The 18,243-nt window shown below is 29.5% G+C and carries 15 protein-coding genes; 5 read left to right on the forward strand and 10 right to left on the reverse strand.

The features are described 5' to 3' along the window. Nucleotides 1–247: 247 nt before the first annotated feature. Nucleotides 248–532, forward strand: coding sequence for an IS110 family transposase (locus OCHUTO_RS04095; protein WP_045797536.1), 285 nt, complete (start codon nt 248–250; stop codon nt 530–532). Nucleotides 533–825: 293 nt separating this feature from the next. Then, on the forward strand, nt 826–1,209 hold the full coding sequence (locus tag OCHUTO_RS04100; protein WP_052694650.1) for an IS110 family transposase: 384 nt from the start codon (nt 826–828) through the stop codon (nt 1,207–1,209). 121 nt (nt 1,210–1,330) lie between these two features. Here the strand turns inward: OCHUTO_RS04100 and OCHUTO_RS04105 are convergent, their stop codons facing one another. From OCHUTO_RS04105 to polA, 10 genes are all read right to left on the reverse strand, one after another. Next, on the reverse strand, nt 1,331–3,571 hold the full coding sequence (locus OCHUTO_RS04105; protein WP_045797537.1) for an FtsK/SpoIIIE family DNA translocase: 2,241 nt from the start codon (nt 3,569–3,571) through the stop codon (nt 1,331–1,333). A 73-nt stretch (nt 3,572–3,644) separates the two neighbouring features. Continuing rightward, nucleotides 3,645–4,013 (reverse strand): DUF2672 domain-containing protein, encoded by a 369-nt coding sequence (locus OCHUTO_RS04110; protein WP_045797538.1) that lies wholly within the window; start codon nt 4,011–4,013, stop codon nt 3,645–3,647. A 15-nt stretch (nt 4,014–4,028) separates the two neighbouring features. Beyond that, nucleotides 4,029–5,696, reverse strand: a complete 1,668-nt coding sequence (gene ettA, locus OCHUTO_RS04115) for an energy-dependent translational throttle protein EttA (protein WP_045797539.1) — start codon at nt 5,694–5,696, stop codon at nt 4,029–4,031. Nucleotides 5,697–5,834: 138 nt separating this feature from the next. Continuing rightward, a complete protein-coding gene (locus OCHUTO_RS04120; RefSeq protein ID WP_052694651.1) occupies nt 5,835–6,653 on the reverse strand; it encodes a hypothetical protein in 819 nt (272 codons plus the stop codon). A 603-nt stretch (nt 6,654–7,256) separates the two neighbouring features. After that, nucleotides 7,257–7,910, reverse strand: a complete 654-nt coding sequence (tmk, locus tag OCHUTO_RS04125; RefSeq protein ID WP_045797540.1) for a dTMP kinase — start codon at nt 7,908–7,910, stop codon at nt 7,257–7,259. Nucleotide 7,911: 1 nt separating this feature from the next. Continuing rightward, entirely contained in the window at nt 7,912–8,325 is a 414-nt protein-coding gene (gene zapE, locus OCHUTO_RS06835; protein ID WP_269745489.1) for an AFG1/ZapE family ATPase, read from the reverse strand. Further along, entirely contained in the window at nt 8,325–8,963 is a 639-nt protein-coding gene (gene zapE / locus OCHUTO_RS06840; protein WP_269745490.1) for a cell division protein ZapE, read from the reverse strand. The genes zapE (OCHUTO_RS06835) and zapE (OCHUTO_RS06840) overlap by 1 nt, the downstream gene beginning before the upstream one ends. 59 nt (nt 8,964–9,022) lie before the next feature. After that, nucleotides 9,023–9,700, reverse strand: coding sequence for a hypothetical protein (locus tag OCHUTO_RS04135; RefSeq protein ID WP_045797541.1), 678 nt, complete (start codon nt 9,698–9,700; stop codon nt 9,023–9,025). Nucleotides 9,701–9,704: 4 nt separating this feature from the next. Continuing rightward, nucleotides 9,705–11,060 carry a ribosome biogenesis GTPase Der gene (gene der / locus OCHUTO_RS04140; protein WP_045797542.1) on the reverse strand — a complete coding sequence of 452 codons (1,356 nt, stop codon included), beginning with the start codon at nt 11,058–11,060 and terminating at the stop codon, nt 9,705–9,707. Between the two features lie 53 nt (nt 11,061–11,113). Then, on the reverse strand, nt 11,114–13,786 hold the full coding sequence (polA, locus tag OCHUTO_RS04145) for a DNA polymerase I (RefSeq protein ID WP_045797543.1): 2,673 nt from the start codon (nt 13,784–13,786) through the stop codon (nt 11,114–11,116). Nucleotides 13,787–14,424: 638 nt separating this feature from the next. On the opposite strand from polA, the gene OCHUTO_RS04150 reads away from it, so the two are divergent. From OCHUTO_RS04150 to OCHUTO_RS04165, 3 genes are all read left to right on the forward strand, one after another. Continuing rightward, a complete protein-coding gene (locus tag OCHUTO_RS04150) occupies nt 14,425–15,915 on the forward strand; it encodes a peptide MFS transporter (RefSeq protein ID WP_045797544.1) in 1,491 nt (496 codons plus the stop codon). Between the two features lie 583 nt (nt 15,916–16,498). After that, a complete protein-coding gene (locus OCHUTO_RS06625; protein ID WP_045797546.1) occupies nt 16,499–16,762 on the forward strand; it encodes a hypothetical protein in 264 nt (87 codons plus the stop codon). A 206-nt stretch (nt 16,763–16,968) separates the two neighbouring features. Continuing rightward, nucleotides 16,969–18,243, forward strand: a 1,275-nt coding sequence (locus tag OCHUTO_RS04165) for a DUF7146 domain-containing protein (RefSeq protein WP_045797547.1), incomplete at its 3' end; no start/stop codon positions are given.

Raw genomic sequence — 18,243 nt, forward strand, 5'->3', positions numbered from 1 at the left:
TATCTTGAAAGAGCAAGAAAAATACTTGCAAGGATGCTTTCAAAGGAGTTAGCTTACTTTTGAAGGTAGAAAGAAGAGGTGACTCTGTAAATGCGACTAGATATTAAATCTGTGGTTCTGATAAGAGCCCTCTTTCACAAGACTAAAGCTGAACAGTATCTTAAGAGAAGTCTGACTTATTCTGTATAAATATGGTTAGCTAAAGTCTTGGTTCCCTTTTTAAAACTTATCTTCAAGGAGCAATATAATGTCTAAACCAATTTTAGGAATTGATGTATCCAAATTAGATTTAACTATTTCCTTACTCATTGATAAAAATTATCATCACACTAAAGTAAATAATAATCAACAAGGTTTTAAAGAGCTAGTTAAATGGTTAAAAAAACATAAAATTACTCAGGTAGCTGCATGCATGGAGGCAACTGGTAAGTACGTAAGTCATTTGCTAATTTTTTGTACAGCAATAACCATAAGTGATATAGTAAACCCTGCTTGTATTAACCCTTTGCAAAAAGCAAATTATCAGTCATAAGACTGATAAGGTAGATAGCATGATTATTGCTGAATATCAAGTAAGAATGATTTACATCAATAATTCCTCGGAATAAGGTGCTGAAGAACTAAAGAGCTATATCCTGTTTGCAAAATTTCAAAGGACAATATGAAGGTACAGAATTATCTTGAAACAAAAAAGACTTATATAAATCAGTATGTGCTAGCTACAATAAACTTGCTAGCCATATTATAAAAGAAATTAAAAATATTGAACTTAATATAGATAAATTACTTGCTAAGAATATTGAATTCAAGCATAAAGTAGATAACATGCAAACTATCCCAGGAATTGGTCGAATTACTGCTGTTGCTATACTTGCAGAATCCCCTGATATAGAATCCTTCAGTAATGCTAGGCAGCTTGCTGCATATGCAGGGCTTACACCTAAATATAAAACTTCCGGTACCTCCGTAAAGGGAAAAAGCACTATATCTAAAATAGGTTCTGCTAACCTACGAAGGGCTCTATATTTTCCAGCTATTGTTGCTAAAAATCATAACCCTATATTTAAGCAGTTTATTCAAAAGCTATCTAGTAAGGGTAAACCCACTAAAGTTATTATTGTTGCTATTATGCGTAAATTATTACATATTGTCTTTGGTGTAATTAAAAATAATTCTATCTTTAATCCTAATTTTATCATTGTATCCTAAGACAGTATCAGAACCTTTGAGAATTTTAAAAAATACCAATGGTAGCATAACGCTAAAATCTCAGATTTTGTGTAAATTAATAAATATGCTACACAGATGCGATCAAACCAGCAAGTATATACTATTCTTTTATTAAAATCTCTCTTTTTCCGCTATGATTTGGGGGGCTAATAATTCCTTCCCGTTCCATCCTTTCGACAATTAATGCAGCCCTATTATATCCTATTCGTAAGGATCTTTGAATATAGCTAGTAGAAGCTCTCTTATCTATTTTAACAATTTGTACAGCTTGCTTATATAAACTTTCATCATCTGCCGACTCACCATGATTTGAAAAAGAAGTAACATTTACATTATCATCTGATATCTCTGTGATATTATCGATATATTGTGGAGTAGCTTGAGCTCTTAAAAACTTAGCAACTTGCTCTACCTCGCTATCATCTACAAAAGGAGCATGCACTCTCTTTATAGTAGTCCCATTTCCCATATATAGCATATCTCCCATACCGAGTAACTGCTCAGCTCCCATTTCTCCCAGAATAGTTCTGCTGTCAATTCTTGATGTTACCTTAAAACTAATTCGACTTGGGAAATTTGCCTTTATCACTCCTGTAATAACATCTACTGAAGGACGTTGAGTTGCCATAATAATATGAATACCAGCAGCTCTTGCCATTTGAGCCAATCTTTGTATTGATGATTCAATATCTTTTCCAGCTACTATCATTAGGTCAGCCATTTCATCGACTATAATAACTATAAATGGCAATTTTTCTAATGGAATTGGTATTGACTCATATATAGGTTGCCCTGTTTCAGGATCAAACCCAGTATGTAAAGTTTTAGCTAATACTTGCTTTTTTGCAATTGCTTCCTCAATCCTACTGTTATATCCAGCAATATTTCTAACTCCTAAAGTAGACATCAATCTATATCTACTTTCCATTTCTTTAACTCCCCATTTTAATGCAACTACTGCTTTGCTAGGATCAGTCACTACTGGAGTAAGCAAATGAGGAATACCTTCATATACTGATAGTTCAAGCATTTTAGGATCAATCATAATAAATTTACATTCATTTGGAGTAAGCCTATAAAGTAATGAAATAATCATAGCATTAATTGCTACTGATTTTCCAGAACCAGTTGTTCCAGCTACTAATAAATGTGGCATTTTAGCTAAATCGATTATTTCTGGCTCTCCACTTAGATCTTTACCGAGTATAACTGGTAAGGATTTATCAGATCTCTGGTATTCAGGAGTCTCTATTAATTCTCTAATACTAAAAAACATTCTATGCAGATTAGGTAATTCAATTCCTAAAACATTTTTGCCTGGAATTACTGATATTCTAGTAGATAAAGCACTTAAAGACCTAGCTATATCATCAGATAAACCAATAACACGTGAAGATTTAGTTCCAGCTGCTGGTTCAAACTCGTATAATGTGACAACTGGCCCCTGATTGATATTAAAAACATGTCCTTTAATTCCAAAATCATTTAATATTTTTAACAACTGTTTAGAGTTATAAATCAATTTTTCTTCGCTTTCTGGTGCTACATTACTGTTATCATACTGCCCCAATAAGTCGACTCCAGGAAGAATGATCGTTTGTTCTGTATTATTATTTGCAGAAATACTATTTTTAACATTAAGTTTTAAATTATTCTCATTAAATGGAGAAATGCTTGGTACTGTAGCTTTATCATTATCTTCTTCTATTAGCAAATCATTGCTATGTACCACCAATTGATGTTGTTGAGCCTGTATATCTGAATTACTATTATAAATAGAATATTTTAAACCTATTATCTTAACAATAATATTTTTTATATAAAGCAAAGCTTTGGTAACCGATAAACGTATCAATATTATGATATCTGATAATCGATAATTTAATAAAAAACATAAGTTTATTATCAAAACTGTTATTAGGATAATATTAACTCCAATAGTAACGTTATGTACTTTAACTAAATTATAGATACTGCTTCCAATAATCCCTTTATACTGAAAATCTAAGCTTTCAATATTGCTAATAAAATAAGAACATTCTAATATTATTATTAGAGCAGATAAAATTTTAAGTTTGAAATATCTTATCTCTTGTTGAAAATAATATTTTCGTCCTAGTGCAAATAAAAGTATCGGAAAACAAATTACAGTTGAACCTAAAATAGTTAGCAAAATCCTGGTAAAATTAGCTCCAGTATTTCCTAATAAGTTATTTGGTGTTACATCAGTTGCAATATTAAACCCTGGATCATTACTATCATACGACAACAATAGCAAAAACAGTAAAAATGAAGCAACAAAGCATAGTATAGATTTAAATTTACTACTATCAAATATCATTTTAGAATATTAACCATTGCAATTTTTTTTATAATCAATATGTATCTTGTTGCTACTATGCACTAATGAAAAGTTAACATTTCTTATTATGCTTTTTCTTATTCGAACTTTTGTTTTTTATCGTTAGAAAATATTTCTTTATAGAACTTAAGTTATAATTACCATGATATGATTCCCCTAATTCGGCAATTTTTTGCAAATACAGATTCATTTGATTAACCTCAGATTTATTAATATCGCTATTATAAATTGAAGAATTATCACTGTAATCATCATCTTCTCTATTATCTAAGTTAAAGCTAGACAATATATCATGGTATCGATTTTGTAACAGTATTTTCAACGAGTAAATTTGTTTCAGTATATATTTTATATCATGTGGCTTTGCAACTAGTATTGCAATTATAATAATAACAATTATTTCTCCAAAAGATAAGCTCATTTATAAAAACCTAACTTATACAAATTTTTTATGCTTATATTTAAGGTTCTGAGTATCATGACCATAAATTTTAGTCATGTAATTATGATAGTCTTGGTAGTTTCCTTCAAACCAAGTAGCATTACCTGGCTGATCAAATGCAATAATATGAGTTGCAATTCTATCTAAAAACCACCTATCATGTGTTACTACTATAATACAACCAGCAAAATCTAAGATAGCTTCTTCCAGTGCTCTTAAAGTTTCAACATCTAAATCATTAGATGGTTCATCAAGAAGAATAACATTAGCCCCCCATCGTAGTAATTTTGCTAAATGTACTCTATTACGCTCTCCACCAGATAATTGACCAACTTTTTTTTGCTGGTCTCCACCTCGAAAGTTAAACGCGGCACAATACGCTCTACTTTTAACTATTATATTACCAAGCTGCATCTCATCTAAACCACCTGAAATTTCTTCCCATACTGTTTTATTATCATTCAGATGATCTCTAGATTGGTCAACATAACCTAACTTAACTGTTTGCCCTATCTTAATAGCGCCACTATCAGTTGTATCCTTACCAATAATCATATTTAATAATGTTGACTTACCAGCTCCATTTGGTCCTATTATACCAACAATAGCTCCAGGAGGGATTTTAAAGCTAAAATCTTGTAATAATATTTTAGAATTAAAACTTTTATAGACATTGTTTCCTTCAACAACTAAATCTCCAAGTCTTGGACCATTTGGAATAATAATTTGAGCAGGTCCAACCCTTTTTTCACTTTGTTGATTAACTAGATCGTTATATGCTGTAATTCGCGCCTTGCTTTTCGATTGTCTAGCTTTAGGTGATTGGTTTATCCACTCTAATTCTTGCTTAAGATGTTTTCTTATATTACTCTCTTCTTTTTCTTCTATAGCAAGTTTTTTTTCCTTCAGTTCAAGCCACTTAGAGTAATTAGATTGCCATGGCACACAAACCCCCCGATCGATTTCTAATATCCACTGAGCTACATTATCAAGAAAATATCTATCATGAGTAATAGATATAACTGTACCTTTATAAGTTTTTAAGTAGTTTTCTAGCCATGAAACTGATTCAGCATCAAGATGATTAGTTGGCTCATCGAGTAATAATATATCTGGTTTTTCCAACAACAACTTACATAATGCTACCCTACGCTTTTCACCACCAGAGATTTGATTAATTTTTGCATCTTTACTAGGGCATCTCAATGCTTCCATAGCAATGTCAATTTCACGATCTAAATTCCAGGCATCTATAGCATCGATTTTTTCTTGTAATTCAGCTTGCTTTGTTAGTAAATCTGACATTTCATTATCTGTCATTTCTTCAGCAAATTTGGAGCTAATAGTATGAAATTGATTTAGTAAATCTGCCTTTTCTTTTAACCCATCCAAAATATTCTCACCGACATTTTTATTCAAATCTAAAGGTGGCTCTTGAGCTAAATAACCAATTTTAACTCCATTAGCTGCCCAAGCCTCACCATCAAATTCCTTATCAATACCTGCTATAATTTTTAATAGAGTAGATTTTCCTGCTCCATTTGGGCCTATTACACCAATCTTAGCCCCAGGAATGAAAGACAGCCATGTTTCTTTTAAGATTTGTTTGCCATTGATTATCTTACTTAATCCCTTCATAACGTAAATATACTGATAGGACATTATTACCTTAATTATTTTAAAAGTTCGATATACTACAGGTAATTATAGATAAAAAAAATCATATTGCTATACTTTCATAGCAATATGATTTTCATCTCAAAATTAGTAATTGTCTGCTTATTTTTAAGAAAACTTTATTTAACGACAAAAAGACCGGTTATCAACTCTGTTTTTATGAGCTTCATTTGGCTGTGGAGAAGAAGGAAATCTTGCAGCCAACGACGGTGTAGTAGCTGTTTGGGAAAAGCACTGATTAACAGCTTGCTCTATCACTTTCTGCAACTTTAAAACAGCCTCTTTACTGTGTTTTTCAACTTGCTTTATAATTTCTTGCTTTGCTTTTTCCCCTAAATTATTTAATACTTTTGCACCACTTTCTGCAAAGTGCTCTTTAACCTTATCAGTCAATTTTGTTGTGAAATCAGACAATAATTTACCTTCTTTTCCAGAGTCTTTAGATATACAATCAGCTATTTTAGTTGGATTTAACTGCTTCTCAAAATCATTTGCTGCTACTGCTGCATCAGTTTCTTTAGTGTTAAAATGTTGCTCTGATTTATTACAAACTAGATCATATAGATATTTTAGGCATTTCAAGCAAGCTGAAACTACAGCTGAAACTATGGTAGAAATCAGTAAAACTTTAGCAGTTCCTGCTGGAGCAGCTAGCACTTCTGGGTGTTGTGCACAAAACTCTTTACATTGTCCTATACATCCTGCAGCTATACCAGCAAGAGCAATAGCAGTATTTACAAAGTGCCCTGTTGAAGTATTGCCTTGATTCCAAAGGCCATTCAATTCACTATATCCATCTTTAATTGACTTGTATAGGTTTTGCATCAGAGCTTTGCTATCATCAAGTAAAGGATTCTTTAATAAATTTTCTATGCTTCTTTCACTTGCCTGAAAAATTGGTGGAATACTTTGCTTCATTGCGCCCAAAACAAACTGATTCATATTTTTGTTTAATTATTAATTATTTTAAAATAAATTGTAATATAGAATTGTACATTATAGCATATTTGTAATACTTAAGCAATTAAATACTAAATGATTATTAAAAATTTATAATAATTACTCCACTGAATATTTAATGTAAGTATTCAAAGATACATATTTAAGATATTATTAAAGATAAATAAATTCAACAATATTATGTTATAATTAACACAACTGGGGAATATATCTAAATTTTTATATAGTTTTTTAATTTTTATACACTTTTAATTATAGTTTTGTAACACGCTTAATTTATTAAAGTATTGAAGTCTGAATTCAACATAAAAAATATTAACTTTTTTGAATTACAAACCATTCCTACTTAAAGACCTAACTATGGATTATGAGATGTGGTTCTCAAAGAGTTATAAAACGAGTCAATATAAAATTAGCTTATGTATTTACAGTGTAGAAAAAATAGGAGTTTATAAGAAAAAGAGAATACAAGCTTAGTATGAAATGCTTTTCATATATTATCTTTCCTTAGTTTTTCTTAGAAACCTAAGTAAGTATAAAATTAATCTTAAATTACATCGCAACTATTTTTAGTTAGTATATCTTTTACCTAAGTAAACTAACTTTCATTCTATTATTTATTATATGTATAATTTCAGAACTAATCTCTTCTATTGTTGATTCGCCATTAATTTGCACTATACGTTCTGGAAATAATTTACTAATTTGAATAAATGCATTAGCAATTTTTTGATGAAATAGCTGATCTTTGCTATCAAATTTGTTGATTTTTTCAGTTCTTTTTTGCATTTCTCTCATCTTTATCCTCTGTATTGTAATACTTGGAGCAACATTAATTATGAATGTAAGATCCGGAAAAAAATCATTTAATAGCTTACGATGTAACTCAAGTATTAGTTGCCGTTCATCGTTGTTTTTTGCTTGATAACATAATGTTGAATCTATAAATCGATCGCATATTACCCATTTTCCTGCACTTAAGTGTGGCTTAATAAATTTTTCAATATGCTCATACCGAGCTGCCATTACCAACAAAAGTTCTGTGATAATAGACATATCTCTAAATAAAACTATATCCCGAATTGCTTCTGAAGCATCGGTGCCACCAATTTCTCTAGTCCATACTGCTTTTATACCATTATTCAATAATTTTTCATAAAGTATTTTACTTTGAGTAGTCTTTCCGCTTCCTTCTGCTCCTTCAAAAGTAATAAACTTCCCTATTAGAGTATTACTCATATTACTCGTGATATTTTGAATGCAGCAAGTATTCGCTGCTATTTATTTCATATAGCCTAGATAATGTTCTTTGAAAAGGCTGTTGATAATTATGCCCTACATATAGCTGATCAAGCGATACATTAACACTCATATAAAGTAGCACTTTCATGCTATAAGCATTATCTATAAAATTAATAAATCTTATTATTACATCATTATTAGTGCTTTCAATAGTATTTACATCTTTAACAATAATAATATCAAACTGCTGACACATAGCAATATAATCATTATATGATCTTTCTTGATAGCATAGCTCATCAAAAGTTATAATTAATATATTACCATAATTATTTGTTACATTAAGATCACGCCCTAAAACTTTCACATTATTATTCAATAGTTTCTTGTTACTAATTAATGTATCAATCATTAATTGCAGGCGATTGCTTGCATTTGGCCAACAAGTATTCTTTGCTCTTGTGACTGTATTTTTACTTTTCTATAATCATGGTTTGATTGCAGATGAAAAATTTGCATATTTTGCTTAATTATATCTATATAAGGCAAAAATAATTCCCGCTTTAATCCATTATTATATAAGTTTTCTGGAGCAATATTACTAGTTAGTACTATATATACTTTTTGAATAAATAGCCATTTGAAAAAACTACCAATCAATAAAGCTTCAGCAATATCTGTTATTTCAAATTCATCGATCAGCATAATTGGATATTTGCTAGAATATTCGTATGCTAGTTTTTTCACTAAATTACTATCAGTATAGCTCTTTTGCCTTATAACTTTATGTAAGCTATGCATTAAAAACTGATAGTGAAAATATCCAGACTTTCCTATCTTCTCCAAAGATTGATTTAGAGCTTGCATAAGCATGGTTTTTCCACTTCCAACTTTACCATAAATATATGTTCCATGATATGGCAATCTGCAAAAATATCTAATAATTTTTCGGCTGTGAAAATAATTACTTATTGCTTGTAAAATAGATACCAGCTCTTCTTGGCTAGGATTTAATTTCTTTTCACTAGCAAAATAAGATTTAATATCCATTGTAATTGTTTTTATGTTAATATTTGAAGTTTACATTAATTAAAATTATAACATACTACTTAGCTAATATCATTAAGTAGGATTTTTATCATATTCTTGCTTGTCGGGGTTGTAGGAAAATATACTTCTTTTGCAATCTTTGTAAACAAAGATCCAACTTTTGGGCTTATGCATATTATTCTAATACTCTGCAATGTCCAAAGCAATTTGTTTTTTTTTAGAAGTTTAATTAAATTAAGTCCAGAATTATATGAATAAATTAAACTATGACTAATTTGCTGTAAAGATAAGTTAATTTTTGCATCATCAGTAAGATCTTGTTCATATTTTACTGAGTAAATTATTTTTTTCTCCCAATGACTAGGAGGATTGTGAGTTATATAGTTACCACAGAAATATATTATATTTTTCATTTCAGATATATTAAGTAACAATTTTTCTACTGTATTATATACACCTATAACCTTTATAAATTTATTCTGTTGTAAAATTTGTGATGATATTTTTCCAACAACAAAGCAATTTATGTGCAAATTTATATTTGCAGCAATAATCTTAGCTGCAAACTTGCTGGTAATCACAATTTTTTGTTCTTTACTTATTCCACTAAAATCTGACTTAATAACTTCATAGTTTATTAATGGGCAACTACACACAGCACATTTTTTTGATAGTTTAGATTGCAGCAGATTATTTTCTTCTGCAGTTCTAATTAGCAACAGCTTATTTAATAGCATAAACTTATCTATAATAAGGATTTTTTCCCTTAGTAAAACTTAACCTTACTGGCACTCCTGCAGCAATATCAAAATTAAGCTTAAAATTATTAATTAGATATCTTCTATATGATTCATCTATAGCTTCAACATTGTTACAAAATAATTTAATAGTTGGTGGTCTAGTTTTAGTTTGAGTGCAATATTTAATTTTAACTCTTTTGCCATGACTTTGAAATGGTAAAGGACGATTACTCACAGATTTAGCTAGCCACTGATTTAATGTACCAGTGGTAATTCTTTTCTGCCAGCTAGCATAGGTTAATAAACAATGCTCTAATACAGAGTCAAGATTAAATTTTTCTTTAGCTGATATATAAATTGGATTTATTCCTTTAATTTGAAATACAGAATATGCAACCAACCTTTTAAATTCTTTTTGAAAATCCTCTTTCTTTTTTACTAAATCCCACTTATTAACTACTAATACTATTCCCCGACCTTCATTAGCTGCATAATTAATGATACTAAGATCTTGTTGCTCTAAGCCACGTGTAGCATCAATCATTACTGTAACAACATTGGCAAATCTAATATTTTTCAAAGTGTCATTAACTGATAGCAATTCATATGATTGAGTAACAACATTTTTTTTTCTCACTCCAGCAGTATCAATCAATCTAATAAGTTGTCCTGAATATTCCCAATCTATTTCAATCGAATTACGAGTAAGCCCGCTTTCTGGGCCTGTTAGTACTCTTTCTTCGTTTAAAACAGCATTAATAAAAGTTGATTTACCACAATTAGGTCGACCTACTATTGCTAATTGTAATTCTGGTTGTTGACGGTTACTATTAAAATCGTTATCAGATATAGCTAAATTATCTTTTGATAAGATTTTTTGAATTATATCTCCAAGCTCATATATACCTTGGCCATGTTTGGCTGAAATGCATACTAATTCACTAAATCCAAGTTTATAGTAACTTCGATCCAATATGATTGGTTTCTCAGTTTTATTAATGACTAATATAGTTTTTGATTGCTTGTGATGTTTACGTATTAAGCTTGCACATTCTTCATCAATTGGTAAAATACCAGTTATTGCATCAACTACAAAACAAATAATATTAGCCTCATTAATTGCAACTAAACTTTGCTGCATCATATTAAATTCTATAGAACCAGCAGCTGCAAAATCTAAACCAGGTGTATCTACAACAACAAAATCCGAGAATAAATTAGCATTAGCATATTTACGATCTCTAGTTATACCAGGTAAATCATGTACTATAGATTTTTCCTTTAAACTAAGTCGATTAAATAAGGTAGACTTGCCAACATTTGGCTTTCCTACTAATGCTATAATAACTTGGCGCATAATAGTTTTTCTAATATTTTTGCATATTAATTAACATAGCATATGCAATTATACTAATTGTTAAAACTTAATTTTTCCATCTCTCCCCAGTTATCTCCAACTTTAATATCAACCTTTAATGGAAAGGTAAAATATGGTATGTTTTCCATTACTCTTTTAATTAAAGAACAGGCAGTACCTACTAACTCTTCAGGTAATTCAAAAACTAATTCATCGTGAACTTGTAATAATAATTTTATCATTGGGTATTGAGAATATATTAGTTTTTCATATTGAATCATAGCAATTTTAGCTATATCAGCAGCTGTACTTTGAATTGGTGCATTAATAGCAGCTCGTTGAGCAAAATGTCTTTTTGTCGAATTAGAATCATTAATTAATGGTATATAACATCTTCGATCGAGCATATTCTGAACATAACCATGCTTAGCTGCAAATTTTTTTGTTTCATCCATGTATTGTTTTATAGCTGGATATTCTTGAAAGTAATGATTAATATACTGGGCTGCTTCCGTATTACTAATATTTAACTGCTTTGCTAGTCCAAAAGCACTGATACCGTAAATTATACCAAAATTTATTGCTTTAGCTTTTCTTCTATGTTCTGCTGTTACTTGATCAATATTAATTTTAAAGATTTGAGTAGCAGTACTACTGTGAATATCTCCACCCATAGCAAAAATATTCTTTAGCGATTGTATATTAGCAAAATGACTAAGTATGCGTAATTCTATTTGAGAATAATCAGCAGATAAAATTTTGAATCCTCGAGGAGCACAAAATGCTGATCTAACTTTCAAGCCATATTCTGATCTTATCGGAATATTTTGTAAATTAGGTGACTGCGAGCTTAATCTACTGGTAGCAGTAGATGTTTGCAGTAAAGTTGTATGTACCCTAGCAGTATTATTATTAATTTGAGCTGGCAATGTATCAATATAGGTAGTTAATAATTTTGTTAATTGACGCCATCTTAATAGTAGAGCAGCTATCTTAATTCCAGCACGACTTAAATTTTCTAACACTTCTGAATCGGTAGAGTAAGCTTTAGTTTTTTGAGAAACTCTAGCATGAGGTAGCTTTAAAACATTAAATAATACTTCACCCAATTGTTTTGGTGAAGCAATGTTAAATTGCTGGCCACAAATTTGATAAATTTGCTGCTCAAGTAACTCAATTTCTTGCTTTAAATGAGCTGATAATTCTTGTAGTAAAGGTATGTTAATTTTTATTCCATTATTTTCTGTATTATATAATATATAACATATTGGTAGATCTATTTCATAATAACAATGCAATAACTTATTCTTAAACAATTCTGACATTAAATTATCAAATGTATTTTTTAGCCAACAAACTCTGTTTTCTGGCTGTTCTGAATAAGATTTATTATATGCTTTTATAATTTCATTTAATGAAATCTCATCTTTACCAGCTGATAAAACGTAATGCATTAACATTATATCATCTATACAACTAGCTGATGTAATTTCAGTATGCAAAAAATTTAATGCAAATTTTAGTAATTCTTTCAGATTATATGTGATTTTTCTAACAGAGTTATCAAGCAAAAGTTCAATTATTAATGACTTCCACCATGCACTGTCAGTTTTTATATAATCTTGATTTTCGAGTGGCATTGCTACTAAGTTAATAAAATATAACTTATCTTGCCCTACAGAAATTTCTATGTTTAAATAATTATCTTTTTCTTTATTTAAAAGAATAGCCAAGTAACCATCTTCCTGAACATTTTTGTTTACTTGTAGTAGCAGTTCGGAGTTAGTAATTTCTATTCTACTAATATTACTAGTTTTAGTAGAATCTTGTTTTGTAATCAAATGATTTAATTCAAGTTTAAAGACCCTAGAAGCCTTAGTAATAAGTGATGTAAATCCAAATTTTTGAATTAATGTTTGTATCTGTTCAACACTAGGTGGAGACCAACGTAAATCTTCAAAGGACAAATCAAGATTTAATTCTAGTTTTAGTCCTACTAATTGCCATGATAATTCTGCTAACTGACGATGATCTTCCACAAGTTTTCTATATTTTAAAGAAGTGATATTTGTATAATTTTGTAAAATTTGATTCAAACTACCAAACTGTTCAAGAAGTTTTATAGCTGTTTTAGGACCAATTCCTGGAATGCCAGGAATATTATCAGATGCATCTCCCGTTAATGATAAAAAATCTCTTACTTGAGAAGGTGGCACTCCTAATTTTTCTATAGTTTCTTTTTCTCTGATATACTTTTTCTTGATCGGATCATATATGCAAATTACATTATTAATTAACTGCAATAAATCTTTATCAGATGAAACTATAATAACTTCATTTGATACAGTGCTAAATTTATGAGCTAAAGAAGCAATAACATCATCTGCCTCTACACCTTCTATCTCAATAGCATTGATATTGAGGAATTTTGTAACTTCTCTAACTAATGGAAATTGCACTTTTAAATTAGACGGTAACTCTGGTCTGTGGCTTTTATATTTAGGGTAGATCTTATGCCGAAAATTATCTGATCCAGTATCAAAAACTACAACCATATATTCAGGATTACAATCACTAATAATACCCATAATCATTGAAGTAAATCCATATACTCCACCAATTGGAGTCCCATCAGGAGCTGTAAGATCTTGGTTAACAAAATATGCTCTAAAAATAAAGTGATAACCATCAAGTAGGAATATTTTTTTATTTTTGAAGGAATGCATAAAGTTGCTACATAGCTAATTACTATTAATTAATCCTAAAGATTTTTATTTAAAACACACTTATTCTATAGAAAAAGTAAAAATTTTTACTTTTTTTCATGTTGATACAGAATTTAGTTATTTGATGCAGTAGTTCAGTTAAAAAAATAAAAATCAGTATAGCTTGTTAGGTTACTATCATCTTATTATTTGTCAAATGTTAAGTAAATTACTTAATAATATCTATCTTAAAATTGCTGTAGGCATTTTTAAACATAATTTGTATATATAAAAATTACAATAATCATATTATAACCACTAGGCTATAAGAAATGCTATCACCTTTTTTGAAATTATCTATACGTTATAATAATAGAGTAACGACATTTTTTACTTGATTATACTAAAGTTTTTAGATATTTTTATTTCCATTTTATAGTAAGAAATTTATGGCAGAAAAATTAATCTATAAACTCTGATAGTTGAAAAAACTACGGTAGATTTATAACCTCTAAATAATAGTAATAAATATGGTTAATAAAAAATTTATTTTAGTAATTTCTTAGCAACTTTTCTTTGACATTAAGTAGTATTTCATAGAGAGCTATACGTTTCTTAATATTTATTTAAAATTAATAATTAGTCTAATAAGGCGATTTATGAAAAGTTCAGTCAATTTATCGAATACAGTAACACCAACACAGGTAAAAAAAACTCCGCAATTTTTTTTGCCATTATTGTTTTTCGTTGAGATGTGGGAACGTTTTAGTTATTATGGCATGAGATCACTTTTAGTTCTTTTTTTAACTTCTAAATTAGGTTTTGCAGATATTAAAGCGTATACTGTTTATTCTTTGTTTGCTGCAATAGGTTATGCTGGACCAGTATTAGGTGGATTCTTAGCTGATAAATTAATGGGGTTCCGCAACATGGTACTAATAGGAGGAACTGTCATAGCAGCTGGCCATATAAGTATGATTCTAGTGGAATTCAACTCAGATCTAATTTATTTTGGTCTATCTTTAATAGCTGTTGGTACTGGAATGTTTAAAGGCAATATTACAAATTTACTTGGAGCTTGTTATGACCAAGATGATTCTGAAGAGCGTAGTAAAGGATTTACTTTATTTTATGTAAGTGTAAATTTAGGAGGAGCATTAGCATCTATTTCTTGTGGTTATATAGCTCATTTGTATGGTTGGAACTATGGGTTTGGTTTAGCAGGTCTTGGAATGATTATTAGCTTAATTACTTTTATAAAATTTCAAGATACTTTAGGTAATAAAGGCCTATCTTCAAATCCTATACTTATAAATAAAAGAATACTTGGAATAAAAGTTTTTGGAATAGTACTTGCTAGTTGTTTTCTGTTAGCATTAATTGCATCTGCAATGCTTATATTTAGTGAATCTTTTACTTCCATATTAATATTGAGTGGAATTATAGTTTTAGGAGTATTTGCCAATATAGTTATTAAAGCATCTGCTGAACAAAAACCAAAATTAATAGTTTTATCAATTCTTATAATATTCTTGATGTTGTTTTTTGCGTTAGAAATGCAGCTTGGTTCTTTAATGACACTATTCACTGAAAGAAATATTCAAAACAACATCTTAGGCATAGTCATTCCATCCTCCGTATCTCAAGCAATTAATCCTTTATCAATTATAGTACTTGGTTTTATTTTTGGAAAGTTTTTTAAATTTAGAAAAAAAAATGCGACTGCTATGTTTACTTTTGGTCTTTTTACAATTAGCATATGCTTTTTTATTTTATATACTGGATGTTTAAATGCTAACTGTGGAAAGGTAAACTACTTATATCTAATAGTTGCTATTTCCGTTATGGGACTAGGAGAGCTTTGCGTTGCACCTCTAGTTCAAGAACAAGCAGTTTTATTATCTCCTAAAAATGCAAAAGGAGTATTAATGGGTATAATGATGTTATCATTAGCTTTTTCTAACTTAATTGGCACAGAGGTATCAAAATATATGTCAGTACCTTCTATAAATGGCGAAGTTAATGTTTTTGAATCTTTAACAATATATAAGAATGGATTTTTAAATGTAGCAATATCTGCTGCTGCTATAAGTAGCAGCTTTTTATTTTTCTTTAAACTAGTACATAAAGTTATTTCTAAGCAAGAATAGTTAAAACAAAAATCAAATGAAAAACTGAAGCACTTATCATACTTTTATCATAAAATTGTTATAATCAAGTTAGATATAAAAAAACTAAGTGAAAAACTTTATAACCTCAGTTTTTGATTAGGAAAGATTAGATACGGGTAATTTGTGAATAAAAATAGCTTAATAAAAATGGTTTACAAAGGATACAAATTCTCCATTATAGAGATAAAAAAAAATTCTCAAAAAATTAACTCCATAAAATAAAGATATAACGGCATTGTTTGATAAATGATTTTGTTAAAAAAGTAGTAATCAATGGACTCATATTTAATCTATGTAAACATTCAATTATTGAAACTGTATTTAGTGTATTAAAAGTTCTTTGATCTTAAACATACAAAGCACAGCTCAGTATGGAATGCTTTTACATATATCATTATCTATAGGTAAAATTGCTCTTGTAAGGCAGATAGAATCAGTACGAAGATGAAAAATAGGTCTTGTATAAAACTGATTATGCACCCTATATTCTACCTTTTGAATAAAAATTTTAGAATAATTTATAAAAATATTATTTTCTAGAATCACTGCTATAGCTGTATTTTTGGAGGCACAAAATGCAACAACAGTATACGATATTATAACTAATGGTTGTAATATTGCTAAGAATAACAGTAGCAATATTGGTATAATTTTTTATCGTTTTATTAGAAATTTTATTTCCTCAGAATGGAGAAAGTTAACAGGAGATAATGGAAAAACCTTAAGTAAAACATCTAAACAACTCTTATCATTGATAGTGTATAGGCTACAGATCTATTACAATAAAGATATAGAGGAATTACAGGAGAGTTATTACTCTTATTGAAGAGTTATTAGGACTTCGGCACAGAAGGGTTAGGCAATGCCTAGTAGATTAAGAGATGCAGGTTTTATTGAAGTTGAAAATAGGACAACAATTAGAAATAACCTTAAATGGCGTAATACTCCATATATAAAACTTATTAGAAATTTTCAGCAGTAGTGAAGAAGAGAAGTGATTTTGTTAAAGCTTATCTACAGAGCATGGTATGAATGTCAACTCATGTTAAGCGGGATTATAAACAAACCATTCAAGAAGTTGCTCCAAAAGATGAGCTATCCAAAATTCGAAAAGTTCAATACTTTTATAATCAGTCTACCCCATTATATTTTGGCAAGAGTACTGAAGTTCAAATCGTAAAAAAATACCTTGAAACACATAGAGGGATCAATTGTTTTGCAATGAATTCTGACTTAAGAGCAAGCATAATCTTGAATACAGATACTCAAGAAAATTATCCAGCATTTACAGCTTTTTTAAGAAATGCTAAAGGTGAAGTTACAGGTGCACAAGTTGTATATTTGAATTCTAAAACAGGCGATAAAGCAGATATTTCAGTGCCTAGAAGAGCTTTTGGTAAAATTAGTGGTTCGTTTGTTAGAATTAGTCAATGGAATCCAAGTAATCCACCTATAACAATTATAACAGAAGGAGTTGAAACCGCTCTAAGCCTTAAACCAATTGATGGAAAAATTATAGCTGGTGTTGGTGTACATAATTTTAAAAATTATGATCCTGTTGCAGGAGAAAAAATCATCATAGCTGCAGATAATGATGGACAAAATTCAATAACCCTTAATACTGTTAATAAGGCTGTAAAAAGCCTGAAAAACAAAGGAGCGAATGTGATAAAATTAATGCCACTACAAGAAGGTGATTTCAATGATCTATTACGAAGTCAAGGAGCAGAATCAATCAGGAATATTGTAATGCCTGAAATAGCTAAACTTACTGTTCAATCAGCTAGAACAGTGAATCAAAATGATGTTAAAGATTTATATGAAAAATCATCTCCTCTATACTATTATAATCAAAAAGATGAAGCCAATGTAGAGGTCATAGTAGCCAATAAATATCTGGAAAATCATACAGGAATTTATAATACAAAAATCTTTGATAATCCTAATCTAAGAGCGATTTGGAATGAAGGTGCTCCTGCGCTAACTGTTTTTGTAAGAAATGAAAAAGATGAAATTACTGGTGCACAAGTATTATATTTAGACTCTAAAACGTGTAATAAAATTCAAGAAAAAATAGTTGGTAAAATTGACGGTTCATTTGCTACAATTCAAAATTCAGATGATTCCCCTATAACTATTATAACAAAAGATATTGAAACTGCACTAAGTCTAAAACAAGCTAAAATAGAAGGAAAAATCATATGTGGTATCGATGCAAGCAATACTCAAAACTATAAGCCATTTGCAGGAGAAAAGCTTATCTTAGCAAGTAATGATAGGAATGATGAGGCTAAAAAACAATTGGCA

The organism is Orientia chuto str. Dubai, assembly GCF_000964595.1.
GTDB lineage: Bacteria > Pseudomonadota > Alphaproteobacteria > Rickettsiales > Rickettsiaceae > Orientia > Orientia mediorientalis.